This is a genomic window from Bacillus sp. L_1B0_5 (assembly GCF_000836715.1).
GTDB classification, from domain to species: Bacteria; Bacillota; Bacilli; order Bacillales; family Bacillaceae_G; genus Bacillus_A; species Bacillus_A thuringiensis_S.
Window position 1 is genome coordinate 59,431 of the sequence record NZ_JXIS01000067.1, and the last position, 13,586, is coordinate 73,016.

Genomic DNA, 13,586 nt, shown 5'->3' on the forward strand with positions numbered 1-13,586 from the left:
AGGTACATAACTAGATTAGATTGCCATTTTATTTTGTGTAGCTATAAAGAAAATGAAATAAAAAACCAATAAGTGATGTTATTTAATTATTTATGGAAGTTACATTTTATTTCAAATAGGAACTACCTATTTTTATAAAAAGTGCTAAAATAGAAAAATGAAAACAATTGGTTAGGGTGATTTCATTGACGAAAATTAAATTAGGTTTATTATATGGTGGAAAATCAGCTGAGCATCAAGTTTCGCTACAGACGGCTCTTGCTGCTATTAAAGCGTTAAATCAAGATAAATTCGAGATTCATCCAATTTATATTACAGAACAAGGTCAATGGGTACGCGGTGAGCGTATTGAAGGCGAAGTAACAGATGTTGAAGCTTTAAAAATGAGCGGTGCAGAAAATGCGATTTCTCCATTATCATTAAGTACAGAAATCATTCCATCTGCAGCTTCTGAGGAAAACGCTATTGACGTTATTTTCCCATTACTACATGGACCAAACGGTGAAGATGGAACGGTTCAAGGATTATTAGAATTGATGAATATTCCTTATGTAGGAAATGGTGTTCTAGCATCATCTGCTGGTATGGATAAAGTTGTTATGAAAAACATCTTTGCAGAGGCTGGTTTAAAACAAGCAAAATATGCGTCTTTCATCCGCAGTGCATGGGAAAAAAATCGTGAGGAAGCTTATTCTAAAGTAGAAGATAAGTTAGGATATCCTTGCTTCGTAAAACCAGCAAACCTTGGTTCAAGTGTTGGTATTAATAAGTGTAAAAATCGTGAAGAACTTGAGAATGCATTTGTAGAGGCATTCCAATTTGATCGCAAAATTATTGTAGAAGAAAATATTGTAGGTCGTGAAGTAGAAGTTGGTGTACTAGGTAATGATGAGCCGAAATGTTCAGTTGTAGGTGAAATCGTTCCGAAAAAGGACTTCTATGATTATAAGTCGAAATATATCGATGGTGATACGGCGTTAATTATTCCAGCTGAAATGACAGAAGAAGAATCTGATGTAATTAAGCGTGATGCAATTATTGCGTTCCAATCATTAGATGGTGCAGGCTTAACGCGAGCTGATTTCTTCTTAACGAAAGACGGAGAAGTGTATATTAACGAAGTAAACACTATGCCAGGATTTACACCGTTTAGTATGTTCCCTCTATTATGGCAACATACTGGGTTACCGTATCCAGAGTTAATCGAAGAGCTAATTCGTTTAGCGATTGAACGTCACGAAGAAAAACAAAAAATTAAATATACAATCTAACAAAAAAAGGAGGAAGCACTATTCGTAGGAATAGTGCTTCCTCTATGTAAGGAGCGTTTCTATATGATAAAGCGAATGTTAAAGCAAGTAGAACAGATGGTAAATGGTACTGGATTAGCAGAGCAATATGAGGGAACTATTATTCAAGGCGTGTCTATTGATACGAGAAAAATTGAAAAAGGAAACTTATATGTTCCGATTCAAGGGGAGCGTTTCGATGGACATGCTTTTGTAGATAAAGCAGTTGAAAATGGAGCTGTAGCTACATTGTGGATGAAAGATGTAGCAAATCCACCCGAGAATCTTCCGGTTATTTTTGTAGAAGATACGCTATCTGCACTGCAAATGTTAGCGAAAAATTATCGCGATCAATTGGATGTTAAAGTTGTTGGTGTGACAGGTAGTAACGGTAAAACATCCACGAAAGATATTGTGACAAGTATTCTCGCGACTAAGTTCAAAGTTCAAAAAACAGAAGGGAATTTCAATAACCATATTGGGTTACCTCTCACTATTTTAAACTTAGAAGAAAATACAGAAGTAGCTGTATTAGAAATGGGTATGTCAAGCCGAGGAGAGATTGAATTTTTATCTAAGTTAGCTCGTCCTAATGCAGCTATCATTACGAATATTGGTGAGGCACATTTAATGGATTTAGGATCTCGTGAGGCAATTGCTGAAGCGAAATTAGAAATTGTTACAGGGTTACAAGAAGGTGGCGTGTTCGTATATAATGGAGATGAGCCGCTATTAACGAATCGTGTTCCTGAAATGAATTTAGCGGCAGAAACAGTTACGTTTGGTGATGCAAGAGCCAACGATTACTATCCAACGACTGTAACATTACAGGCAACGGGGACACATTTTAAAATGAATAGAGATGAAAATATTTCATTCTACCTACCGGTGTTAGGAAAACATAATGTGTACAATACACTTGCTTCAATGGCAATTGCGACACATTTTGGTGTGACGTGGGAAGAAATGAAACAAGGTTTAGTAACACTTCAAATGACGGGCATGCGTATGGAGATTGTAAAAACGGATAGTGGATTAACAATTATCAACGATGCTTATAATGCAAGTCCGACGGCTATGGAGGCAGCATTCCATTTAATGAACGGTTTAGATGGATTTACTAAAAAAATCGTTGTGCTCGGTGATATGTTAGAACTTGGAAATCAAGAAGTGCAGTTCCATTATGAGGTAGGTAAATTGATCGATCCAGCAAAAATCTCACATGTATTCACATACGGTAGATTAGGAGCTCAAATTGCTGAAGGAGCGAAAATTAATTTCCCTAATGAACGTGTAAAGGCGTATGATAATAAAGAAGAGTTAGTAAGAGATTTACAAGCAGTAGTCGATGCGAAAGATGTTGTATTAATAAAAGCATCTCGCGGTATGAAATTAGAAGAAGTAATTACGATGTTGAAATAATTGGTGTATATAAATAGGGATGATAGTCACGAAAATAGAAGAAACTTATAATAAGCGCTTACAGTAAATGATAAAAAAATAAAAGTAAAGAAAAAGGCCCTGAATATAAAATAAGGTAACAGTTGGGTTTGCTTTTTACACATACAAAACTTATAATTGATAAAGTGTAATAACGTTTAGAAGTATTTTCGTGAAGAATATACGCCCGGTTATATACGTGAGCATTCAGGAAAAGGGCTTTTCCGCAAATTCGGAAAACGCCTTTTTTTAAATGATAAGTATAGGATAGAAAAGGAGAAGTAACATTGACAACATTTCGAGAATTAGGATTAAGTGAGTCTTTACTGCAATCGGTTGAAAGTATGGGCTTTGAAGAGGCTACGCCGATTCAAGCTGAAACAATTCCACATGCATTGCAAGGTAAGGATATTATTGGGCAAGCGCAAACAGGTACAGGGAAAACAGCAGCATTCGGATTACCACTATTAGATAAAGTGGATACAAATAAAGAAGCAGTTCAAGGTATTGTTATCGCGCCAACGCGTGAATTAGCAATTCAAGTTGGAGAAGAGCTATACAAAATTGGTAAACATAAACGTGTTCGTATTCTACCAATTTATGGTGGTCAAGATATTAACCGCCAAATTCGTGCTCTAAAAAAACACCCACACATTATTGTTGGTACGCCGGGTCGTATTTTAGATCATATTAACCGTAAAACACTTCGCTTACAAAACGTAGAGACTGTTGTTCTTGATGAAGCGGATGAAATGTTAAACATGGGCTTCATTGAAGATATTGAAGCGATTTTAACAGATGTGCCAGAAACACATCAAACATTATTATTCTCAGCGACAATGCCAGATCCAATCCGTCGTATTGCTGAGCGTTTCATGACTGAGCCTCAACACATTAAAGTAAAAGCAAAAGAAGTAACAATGCCAAACATTCAGCAGTTCTATTTAGAAGTGCAAGAAAAGAAAAAGTTTGACGTGTTAACACGCTTACTAGATATTCAATCTCCAGAGCTTGCGATCGTATTCGGTCGTACAAAGCGTCGTGTTGATGAATTATCAGAAGCATTAAACTTACGTGGTTATGCAGCAGAAGGTATTCATGGTGACTTAACACAGGCGAAACGTATGTCTGTATTACGTAAATTTAAAGAAGGTGCTATTGAAGTTCTTGTTGCAACAGACGTTGCTGCACGTGGTCTTGATATTTCAGGCGTAACACACGTATACAACTTCGATATCCCACAAGATCCAGAATCATACGTTCACCGTATTGGTCGTACTGGCCGTGCAGGTAAAAAAGGTATTGCAATGTTATTTGTAACACCACGTGAATCAGGACAATTAAAAAATATCGAGCGTACAACAAAACGTAAAGTTGATCGTATGGAAGCACCGACACTTGACGAGGCATTAGAAGGTCAACAACGTTTAATCGCTGAAAAACTTCAAAGCACAATCCAAAATGAGAACTTATCATACTACAAGCGTATTGCAGAAGAAATGTTAGAAGAGAATGACTCTGTAACAGTAGTAGCTGCTGCTTTAAAAATGATGACTAAAGAGCCGGATACAACTCCGATCGCTTTAACATCAGAACCACCAGTTGTTTCAAGAGGTGGCGGTTCTAAGAAACGTGGCGGTAACGGAGGCGGATACCGTGATGGTAACCGTAATCGTAGTCGTGATGGACGCGGCGGTGGCGATGGTCGTAACCGTGATGGACGTAATCGTGACGGAAACCGTGATCGCAATCGTGATGGAAACCGTGATCGTAATCGTGATGGTGGTAGTCGTGGTCGTAGAGGTGAAGGTCAAGGTCGCCCAGGATCTTCAAATGGACGCGGCGAAAGAAAACATCATAGCCGTCCACAAGCTTAATAAAAAAGAGAATGCCCTTTGCTGGCATTCTCTTTTTTTATTTCTGTAATTGTGCATACTACATAGTAGTTATGATAGAAAAGGGGCTGTTATATGCTTGTAAGGCTTGGTTACGTTGCGATGAGTGTGCATTTGAAGAATGCATCCCCATCTCAAACGATGACGTACGCACAGTTTCAGAAAATAGATGATCGTGATGCTGCAATTCGTAAACTTGAAAGAATTGCTAATTCCAATTTGGAAAATTGTTTACGTTTATTAAAGCATAATAAGGGACATGACATATCTTTCTTTCGGCTTAGTTCTAAGCTCATTCCTTTAGCGAATCATGAGGAATTGCTAGAGTGGAACTATATTCGTCCTTTAAAAGAAAAATTGAAAGAATTAGGTGAATATGCAATTCATATGAATATGCGAATTGATTTCCATCCAGATCATTTTGTTGTACTAAATTCACCTGAGGAGAGTGTTTTTAAACAATCTGTAAAGACACTGCAGATGCACAAAAAATTATTAAAAGGCATGGGGATTGAACATAAGCAACGATGTGTACTGCATGTTGGAGGAGGGTATAAAGATAAAGAACTTGCATTAGAGCGTTTTATAGAGAATTGGTCTAATGTCCCAAGGGGTATTCAAGAAATGATTATATTAGAAAATGATGATACAACTTTTACGTTAGAGGAAACATTATATTTAGGAGAAAAATTAGATATTCCCGTCGTGTTTGATTTGCATCACCATATGATGAATAATGAGCAAGAAGATTGGTATGAAGATTGGGCACGTGTTGTTCATACGTGGGAAACATCTTTGTTGCCGGTTAAAATGCATATTTCTAGCCCTAGAGAGGGAAAAGATCCAAGAGCTCATGCAGATTATATTAATGTAGACGCATTTTTATCTTTTTTAAGAAGGATAAAGGGAAGTGTTCCGCAAATTGATTGTATGATTGAGGCGAAGATGAAGGATGAGTCTTTATTTCAATTAATGAGGGATTTAAGCGAACAGGTAGATGTAGAAATTATCGATGGTGCAAGCTTTTATATTAAATAAGCTTTGCACCATCGTTTTTTTTTGTTAAAAAAGGAGTTAAAATGCCGCCGGTTATTAAACCTGTTAAATGACTGATCGGATTGGCGGAAGGATTAAAGAAAGTAAATAGCAGTAATAGAAGTATCATAATTGAGAAAATGGCAATTTCTTTTGGTTTTGAAGAGCGGTATCGATTGTACAATAAAAATAATTGTGCGCCTAATAGTCCGAAAATACCACCTGATGCACCTGCGTGAATATATTCAGGAGGCATAATAATATAAGAAGAAATATTTCCAGAAATTCCAGAAAGAAAAAATAGAATAAAAAAAGAAAAGTGTCCGAGTTGCTTTTCGATAGAAGAACCAAGTGCAAACAAAAAAATACTATTAGAAAGAAAATGTTGTAAGTCTACGTGTACCAGAAGGGAAGTTATGACACGCCACCATTCTCCTTTAGCGATATATTCATTAGAGGCTGCCAGTGGGAAGAGGAAAAAGTCGCCTAATATCATCATGACTAAGTGAATAAAAAGTAAGGTGAGAATAGTCGGTTGTAAAGAAATCTGAGTAGATCTTATTAGCATACGGTTACTATCACCCCTTTTGCATCAGAAAGATTCTCTGTTATTCTTATCAATATGAAAGAAGAAAGTTAAATAGAAGAAGGGGATTTTGAAATGATTATAGGGATTGGAATCGATATTATTGAATTAAATCGTATTGAAAAAATGCTAGATGGAAAGCTTAAATTTATGGAACGTATTTTAACAGAAAATGAACGTAATGTTGCTATGGAGCTGAAAGGAAGTCGTCTTACAGAGTTTGTAGCTGGAAGGTTTGCAGCGAAAGAGGCGTATTCAAAAGCTGTAGGTACTGGTATCGGGAAAGAAGTGAGCTTTTTAGATATTGAAGTGAAAAATGATGAAAGAGGTAAGCCGATTCTGATTACAAGTACAGAGTATGTTGTTCATTTATCAATTAGTCATAGTAAGGAATTTGCTGTTGCTCAAGTTGTTTTAGAAAGCTCGTCACGCTAGTCTGCATATTTTATATCTTTGTCTCATATATTTGAGGTAGCGATAAGGAAGGTACATCTTCCATTCATTTATAGGGGCAAAGGGGCTGAAGTGATGAAAAGGCGTCTGTTTTTAGTTCTTGTCGGTTTGTTGACCGTTTTTGTGTTGGCGGGTTGTGTGGAAAAGAAACAAGATGATGTCGTGAGAGATTTAGAAGCGAAAGTAAAAGGGATGAAAAGTTATCAAGCTGAAGCGAAATTATCTATTAAAACAGGAAATGAGCCTCAGGAGTATAATGTAGAGATTTGGCATAAGGAACCGTCTTTTTATCGTGTGAATTTAAAGAATGCAAAAAAAGATCAGAGCCAAATCATTTTAAGAAATGAAGAAGGTGTATTTGTATTAACGCCAGCACTTAATAAGAGCTTCCGTTTTCAAAGTGATTGGCCGCAAAATAGCAGCCAGGCTTATTTATATGAATCACTTGTAAGAGATATTTTGCAGGATAAGAAAAACCTTACTTTCGAGAAAACAGATAAGTATTATATTTTTAAAACAAAAACAAACTATCAACATCAAAATATGTTGCCGAAACAAGAGATTACGCTGAAGAAGAGCGATTTGACTCCAGTTTCAGTGAAGTTAATGGATAATGATCAAAATGTTCTTGTAAAAGTAGATTTCTCTAAGGTGAAATTCGATGCGAAATTTGATAAAGGTGCATTTGATACGAAACAAAATATGTCTAGAGCGCAGGTAGATGTTCAAACAACAGCGAAAGAAGACAAACCGTTTGCTATTTTGTATCCACTTGATACACCGCAAGGTATGACTCTGCAAGATGAAAAAGAGTTGAAGACAGACAGTGGCAAGCGTGCGATACTCACATACACTGGAAATAAGAAATCCTTTACTTTAATACAAGAAAAGGCAAAAGTTGCAGAGGCTTCATCAGCGGTAAGTGTAAGTGGAGAACCAGTTGATCTTGGGTTTACGATTGGTGCATTGACGAAAGACTCTGTAACGTGGTCGCATAACGGAGTAGAATATATGCTCGTGTCTAAAGGTTTAGAGCCGAAGGAGCTACTAATGGTTGCTCGTTCAGTTACAGCGAAGCAGGTGAAGTAAACTTCTTAGACGTGGTGATATATGTGCACCACGTCTTTTCTTAGTTTGAAGGTGGATTTCATAAAAGAAGCATATAAAAGAATAAGCTTCGCATATCGTGTATAAGGAAGTGTATTTATGGAAGAAGCACCATTTTACCGTGACACTTGGGTGGAAGTGGATTTAGATGCCATTTATAACAACGTTACGCATATTAAAGAGTTCATCCCAAGTAATGTAGAGATTTTTGCTGTAGTTAAAGCAAATGCATATGGGCACGATTATGTACCGGTGGCTAAAACGGCATTAGAAGCGGGTGCAACAAGGTTAGCAGTTGCTTTTTTAGATGAAGCTTTAGTACTTCGGAGGGCTGGTATTACTGTGCCGATTTTAGTGTTAGGTCCCTCGCCGCCGCGTGATGTAAATGTAGCTGCTGAAAATGATGTAGCGCTAACTGTTTTTCAAAAAGAATGGGTGGACGAAGCAATTAAACTTTGGGATGGTTCATCTGTAATGAAATTCCATATTAACTTTGATAGTGGTATGGGGAGAATTGGAATACGTGAAAGAAAAGAACTGAAAGCATTTTTAAAGAGTTTAGAAGGTGCACCGTTTTTAGAGTTAGAAGGAGTATACACGCATTTTGCAACGGCAGATGAGGTTGAGACTTCATATTTTGATAAGCAATATAACACGTTCTTAGAGCAGTTAAGTTGGTTGAAAGAATTCGGAGTGGATCCTAAGTTTGTCCATACAGCTAATAGTGCTGCCACGTTACGTTTTCAAGGGATTACATTTAATGCAGTGCGAATTGGGATTGCAATGTATGGATTATCTCCTTCTGTAGAAATACGTCCTTTTTTACCATTTGAATTAGAACCGGCGCTATCACTGCATACGAAAGTAGCTCATATTAAACAGGTGATTAAAGGTGATGGAATTAGTTATAATGTCACTTACCGAACGAAAACTGAAGAATGGATCGCGACTGTAGCGATTGGTTATGCAGATGGATGGCTTAGAAGATTACAAGGATTTGAAGTGCTTATAAATGGTAAAAGGGTACCGATTGTAGGGCGAGTAACAATGGATCAGTTCATGATTCATCTTCCTTGTGAAGTGCCACTTGGTACGAAAGTTACGCTTATTGGAAGGCAGGGGGATGAGTATATTAGCGCTACAGAGGTTGCGGAATATTCAGGGACTATTAATTATGAAATTATTGCAACGATCAGTTTCCGTGTGCCAAGAATATTTATACGGAATGGTAAGGTTGTAGAGATAATTAATTACTTGAACAATATATAGAAGGTAGTATGATTGCTTCTTGTCATTGGAGTGACTGTTCATTGCTGGATAATAAGCTCTTTTTGATGAGAAGCTTTTTACTTATAATCATTTTTTATATAAGTTACACGTAAGTTTTGAAGAGGAGTTCTATTGTTTTTAGTTAGTTATGAGATAAAAAATTTAAGAAGATGAATGTTTTGTTTGTGAATTGGAAAACATAAGCAAGGAATAAGGAAGTCTTTGCAACAGGCTCCATACAATGGTATTATTACAATAGGTGTCATATATATATTTGGGTGTGTAGTTGACGGTGGAGGTGTATTTTTGTGTCCGAATCAAGTGTAACTACTGAAATCGTGGTTCGGTTGCCAAAGCAAATGGTAACGGAATTGGACGGAATTGGAAAACAAGAGAATAAGAATCGCCATGAACTAATTTGCCAGGCAACACAATTGTTATTGCGTCAACATAAGACGAAGAAACGCTACCAACATGAATCAATGCGACGTGGGTATATTGAAATGGGAAAAATTAATCTTGGTATTGCATCTGAAGCTTTCTTAGCGGAGTATGAAGCAGCTCATACAGTAGAACGCTTAGTTAGCGGGGGGTAATATTTTGATTGTAAAACGCGGCGACGTGTATTTTGCAGACCTTTCCCCAGTTGTTGGTTCTGAGCAAGGAGGCGTTCGTCCGGTTCTTGTCATTCAAAATGACATCGGAAATCGTTTTAGTCCAACGGTGATTGTAGCGGCTATTACTGCACAGATTCAAAAAGCGAAATTACCCACTCATGTGGAAATTGATGCGAAAAAGTATGGTTTTGAGAGAGATTCTGTTATTTTACTTGAGCAGATTCGAACAATCGATAAGCAACGCTTAACGGACAAAATCACTCATTTAGATGAAGTGATGATGAGTCGTGTAGATGAAGCGTTACAAATTAGTTTAGGACTAATAGATTTTTAAATCGGCAGTTTAAGTTGCTCTCTTTGAAGGGCAACTTTTTTTTATTATAGAGGAGGTTACGGTTGTATATGGAAATGGTAGATAATCGACAAGCGTTAATGAAAATGTTAGTGAAAGAATTAGGCTTTAGCGAAAAGCAAGTTCGTCATGTTATTCAATTAACAGAAGAAGGTAACACAGTTCCATTTATTGCTCGTTACCGAAAAGAATGGACAGGCTCTTTAGATGAGGTGCAAATTCGTGCGATTTTAGAGAGATGGCAATATATGATGCAACTTGAAGATAGGAAGGAAGAAGTTATTCGTCTTATTGATGAGAAGGGAAAACTGACAGGAGAGCTAAGACAGCAAATTGTTAAAGCTACAAAGTTGCAGGAAGTAGAAGATTTATATCGTCCATATAAAGAGAAAAGAAGAACGAAAGCAACGATTGCAAAAGAAAAAGGGTTAGAACCGTTAGCTGAATGGTTATTGTTATATAAGAAAGAAGAACCGGCTAAAAAGGCAGTGGAATTTATTAATGCAGAGAAAGAAGTGCAATCTGCAGAAGAAGCTTTACAAGGTGCACAAGATATTATTGCAGAAATGATTTCAGATGAAGCTGCGTATCGTAGTTGGATTCGAAATGTTACTTTTAGAAAAGGTATTATGTCTTCGTCTGTAAAAGGTGAAGAAAAAGATGAAAAGAATATATATGAAATGTATTACAGTTATGAAGAACCATTGCAAAAAGTAGTACCGCATCGTGTATTAGCAATGAATCGCGGTGAGAAAGAAGATATATTGAGAGTTTCTGTTGTCCCACCAGTAGATGAGATATTAAATTTCTTATATAAGAAAGTAATTCGTGATAACGATTCTAAAAGTGCGCATTATGTACAATTAGCGATTGAAGATGGTTATAAACGATTAATTCAATCTTCAATTGAAAGAGAAATTCGTAAAGAATTAACAGAAACAGCTGAAGAACAAGCGATACATATTTTCTCTGAGAACTTACGTAACTTATTATTACAACCTCCGATGAAAGGGAAAGTCGTGCTAGCGGTAGATCCGGCATATAGAACTGGTTGTAAATTGTCTGTAGTAGATGATACGGGGAAAGTACTACATATTGATGTTATTTATCCGCATCCGCCTGTTCGTAAATATGATGATGCAAAAATGAAAGTTCTTTCTATTATAGATAAATATCAAGTTGAAATGATTGCAATTGGTAATGGGACAGCATCTAGAGAAACAGAAGAATTTATAGTAGATGTATTACAAAGTGTGAAACAGGACGTCTTTTATATTATTGTAAATGAAGCGGGTGCTAGTGTATATTCAGCTTCTGATTTAGCCCGTGAGGAATTCCCAAATTTACAAGTTGAAGAGAGAAGTGCCGTTTCTATTGGAAGACGTCTGCAAGATCCACTTGCTGAACTTGTGAAAATTGATCCTAAATCAGTTGGGGTTGGACAATACCAACATGATGTATCTCAAAAGAGATTGAATGAGTCATTAACATTTGTAGTAGAGACAGCTGTTAACCAAGTTGGGGTTAATGTAAATACGGCTTCGGTTGCATTGTTACAATATGTTTCAGGTTTATCGAAAACTGTTGCGAAAAATATTGTGGCAAAGAGAGAAGAGGATGGGAAATTCACAAAGCGCACGGAACTAAAGAAAATCCCACGTTTAGGTGCAAAGACGTACGAACAATGTATAGGTTTCTTGCGTATATTAGAAGGAGCGAATCCATTAGATCGAACAGGTATTCATCCCGAACAATATAAAAATGTTGAATTGTTATTGAAGAGTTTAGGGTTATCGATAGATGACGTAGGACAACCGCAATTACAAAAGAGATTGGAAGAAGTGGAGATTTCTAAGTTGTCTCAAGAAACGGGAGTTGGGGAGCCGACGTTAGTTGATATTATAGATGCGCTCATTAGCCCGGAACGAGATATGAGGGATGAGTTGCCTAAACCACTTCTGAAAAAAGGGATTTTGAAATTAGAAGATTTAAAACGTGGTATGGAACTAGAAGGAACAGTGCGTAACGTTGTTGATTTTGGTGCTTTTGTTGATGTAGGCGTAAAGCAAGATGGTTTAGTGCATATTTCTAAGCTTAGTAAACAGTTTGTAAAGCATCCGTTAGATGTTGTATCAGTAGGACAAATTGTAAAAGTATGGGTAGATGATATTGATACAAAAAAGGGACGCGTTGCACTATCTATGTTGCCGATTGAATAGTAAGAGAAGAGAGCAGATGAAACTGCTCTTTTTTTATAGAATAAAAAGTGTAATGGATTATGAGTTTTGATGTATTTTGCTATAATAAAACCAGCATTCATTTAGCAATTTAATTTGATACCGGTTTTTTTCGAAATATGCACGTTGCATCTGTTTTTTTAGCCACGTAGGCATAGGAATCCCTCCTTGTTTAATCCTACTCTCAAAAATCTAAAGTGCTATTGATGAGAGGTTGGTGAGTGGATTTCTATTCATGTTGTGTTTTTAGAAACCACGCGTCTTGAATGAGGATGGGTATATGTACTATTTAATATATGTATAAGAAGCGTGAAAAGTGTAAAAATATTTTTTTGTTTAGGAGGAATGAGAATGGACGAGGAAGAAATTCAACGGCTAGTGGAAGAAGTATCGCTACAATACTTCGGAATGCCATTTTTACATAAAGCAACGTTCAATAGTAGGCTGCGTACAACTGGTGGGCGTTATCTGTTGAAGAGTCACAATGTTGAACTGAATTATCGATATTACGAAATGTATGGTAAGGAGGAGTTAATCGGAATCATCAAACATGAACTGTGTCATTATCACTTGCATATTACAGGAAGAGGGTATAAGCACAGGGACAGAGATTTTCGTGAGTTGTTAAAGAAAGTTGATGCACCGCGTTTTTGTAAACGAATGATTAATGAAGAGAAGGAAAAAAAGATTTATAAGTATGAATGTATGGAGTGTTTACTTCAATATGTAAGAAGGCGTCAAATAAATACAAAAAGATATGTCTGCGGAAAGTGTAAAGGGAAACTCAAACCGATATCGAAAACATCTTGACAGTAAAAACGCAATCCAGTATATTATAAACATGTCACGTTTGAACAAGATGTTGTTAAAAACTTCTTGACTTACAGAAAGAATTTTTATAAGATACAAATTGTCTTCATTATTCCGCAGTAGCTCAGTGGTAGAGCTATCGGCTGTTAACCGATCGGTCGTAGGTTCGAGTCCTACCTGCGGAGCCATACAGAGAAGTACCCAAGTGGCTCAAGGGGCTCCCCTGCTAAGGGAGTAGATCGCTAACGCGGTGCGAGGGTTCGAATCCCTTCTTCTCTGCCATACATATTGGCCCGTTGGTCAAGTGGTTAAGACACCGCCCTTTCACGGCGGTAACACGGGTTCGAATCCCGTACGGGTCACCACTTTGGAGGATTAGCTCAGCTGGGAGAGCACCTGCCTTACAAGCAGGGGGTCGGCGGTTCGATCCCGTCATCCTCCACCATATGAATTTTATATGAATAGTATTATCGCGGGGTGGAGCAGTACGGTAGCT

General features: G+C 37.1%; 13 protein-coding genes and 4 tRNA genes. 15 read left to right on the top strand and 2 right to left on the bottom strand.

Annotation, left to right across the window (positions count from 1 at the left end):
• Positions 1-185: 185 nt before the first annotated feature.
• From RT27_RS21140 to uvsE, 4 genes are all read left to right on the top strand, one after another.
• On the top strand, positions 186-1,271 hold the full coding sequence (locus RT27_RS21140; RefSeq protein ID WP_016083961.1) for a D-alanine--D-alanine ligase: 1,086 nt from the start codon (positions 186-188) through the stop codon (positions 1,269-1,271).
• Between the two features lie 63 nt (positions 1,272-1,334).
• A complete protein-coding gene (murF, locus tag RT27_RS21145; RefSeq protein WP_000595969.1) occupies positions 1,335-2,711 on the top strand; it encodes a UDP-N-acetylmuramoyl-tripeptide--D-alanyl-D-alanine ligase in 1,377 nt (458 codons plus the stop codon).
• A 305-nt stretch (positions 2,712-3,016) separates the two neighbouring features.
• The gene (locus tag RT27_RS21150; RefSeq protein WP_000206602.1) at positions 3,017-4,606 is read left to right on the top strand and encodes a DEAD/DEAH box helicase; all 1,590 of its coding nucleotides are present in this window, start codon (positions 3,017-3,019) and stop codon (positions 4,604-4,606) included.
• A gap of 93 nt (positions 4,607-4,699) precedes the next feature.
• On the top strand, positions 4,700-5,662 hold the full coding sequence (uvsE, locus tag RT27_RS21155) for a UV DNA damage repair endonuclease UvsE (protein ID WP_000961146.1): 963 nt from the start codon (positions 4,700-4,702) through the stop codon (positions 5,660-5,662).
• On the opposite strand, the gene RT27_RS21160 is transcribed toward uvsE, so the two are convergent.
• Positions 5,655-6,227 carry a rhomboid family intramembrane serine protease gene (locus RT27_RS21160; protein WP_000908525.1) on the bottom strand — a complete coding sequence of 191 codons (573 nt, stop codon included), beginning with the start codon at positions 6,225-6,227 and terminating at the stop codon, positions 5,655-5,657. The two genes, uvsE and RT27_RS21160, sit on opposite strands and share 8 nt — an antisense overlap.
• A 93-nt stretch (positions 6,228-6,320) precedes the next feature.
• On the opposite strand from RT27_RS21160, the gene acpS reads away from it, so the two are divergent.
• The 6 genes from acpS to RT27_RS21190 all read left to right on the top strand — a co-directional run bounded on the left by acpS (position 6,321) and on the right by RT27_RS21190 (position 12,262).
• On the top strand, positions 6,321-6,680 hold the full coding sequence (gene acpS, locus RT27_RS21165) for a holo-ACP synthase (protein WP_000583418.1): 360 nt from the start codon (positions 6,321-6,323) through the stop codon (positions 6,678-6,680).
• A gap of 156 nt (positions 6,681-6,836) precedes the next feature.
• Entirely contained in the window at positions 6,837-7,787 is a 951-nt protein-coding gene (locus RT27_RS21170; protein WP_002094231.1) for an outer membrane lipoprotein carrier protein LolA, read from the top strand.
• Positions 7,788-7,904: 117 nt separating this feature from the next.
• Positions 7,905-9,074: an alanine racemase gene (gene alr / locus RT27_RS21175; RefSeq protein WP_043937329.1), complete on the top strand. Its 1,170-nt coding sequence runs from the start codon at positions 7,905-7,907 to the stop codon at positions 9,072-9,074.
• Positions 9,075-9,382: 308 nt separating this feature from the next.
• Complete coding sequence (locus tag RT27_RS21180) at positions 9,383-9,670, top strand: antitoxin EndoAI (RefSeq protein WP_000004570.1); 288 nt, start codon at positions 9,383-9,385, stop codon at positions 9,668-9,670.
• 4 nt (positions 9,671-9,674) lie between these two features.
• Positions 9,675-10,025: a type II toxin-antitoxin system endoribonuclease NdoA gene (gene ndoA, locus RT27_RS21185; RefSeq protein ID WP_000635965.1), complete on the top strand. Its 351-nt coding sequence runs from the start codon at positions 9,675-9,677 to the stop codon at positions 10,023-10,025.
• Positions 10,026-10,093: 68 nt separating this feature from the next.
• Entirely contained in the window at positions 10,094-12,262 is a 2,169-nt protein-coding gene (locus tag RT27_RS21190; protein WP_043937331.1) for a Tex family protein, read from the top strand.
• Positions 12,263-12,319: 57 nt separating this feature from the next.
• Here RT27_RS21190 and cmpA read toward each other — a convergent pair whose 3' ends face one another.
• Entirely contained in the window at positions 12,320-12,436 is a 117-nt protein-coding gene (gene cmpA / locus RT27_RS33885; RefSeq protein ID WP_001143640.1) for a cortex morphogenetic protein CmpA, read from the bottom strand.
• A 195-nt stretch (positions 12,437-12,631) separates the two neighbouring features.
• Between cmpA and RT27_RS21195 the strand changes: the two genes are divergently transcribed.
• The 5 genes from RT27_RS21195 (at position 12,632) to RT27_RS21215 (ending at position 13,535) form a co-directional block, all read left to right on the top strand.
• The gene (locus tag RT27_RS21195; RefSeq protein ID WP_016083957.1) at positions 12,632-13,090 is read left to right on the top strand and encodes a SprT family protein; all 459 of its coding nucleotides are present in this window, start codon (positions 12,632-12,634) and stop codon (positions 13,088-13,090) included.
• Between the two features lie 113 nt (positions 13,091-13,203).
• Positions 13,204-13,278 (top strand) — tRNA-Asn (locus tag RT27_RS21200).
• A 3-nt stretch (positions 13,279-13,281) separates the two neighbouring features.
• Positions 13,282-13,372 (top strand) — tRNA-Ser (locus RT27_RS21205).
• Positions 13,373-13,380: 8 nt separating this feature from the next.
• Positions 13,381-13,455, top strand: a tRNA-Glu gene (locus RT27_RS21210).
• 4 nt (positions 13,456-13,459) lie between these two features.
• Positions 13,460-13,535 (top strand) — tRNA-Val (locus RT27_RS21215).
• Positions 13,536-13,586: the final 51 nt, after the last annotated feature.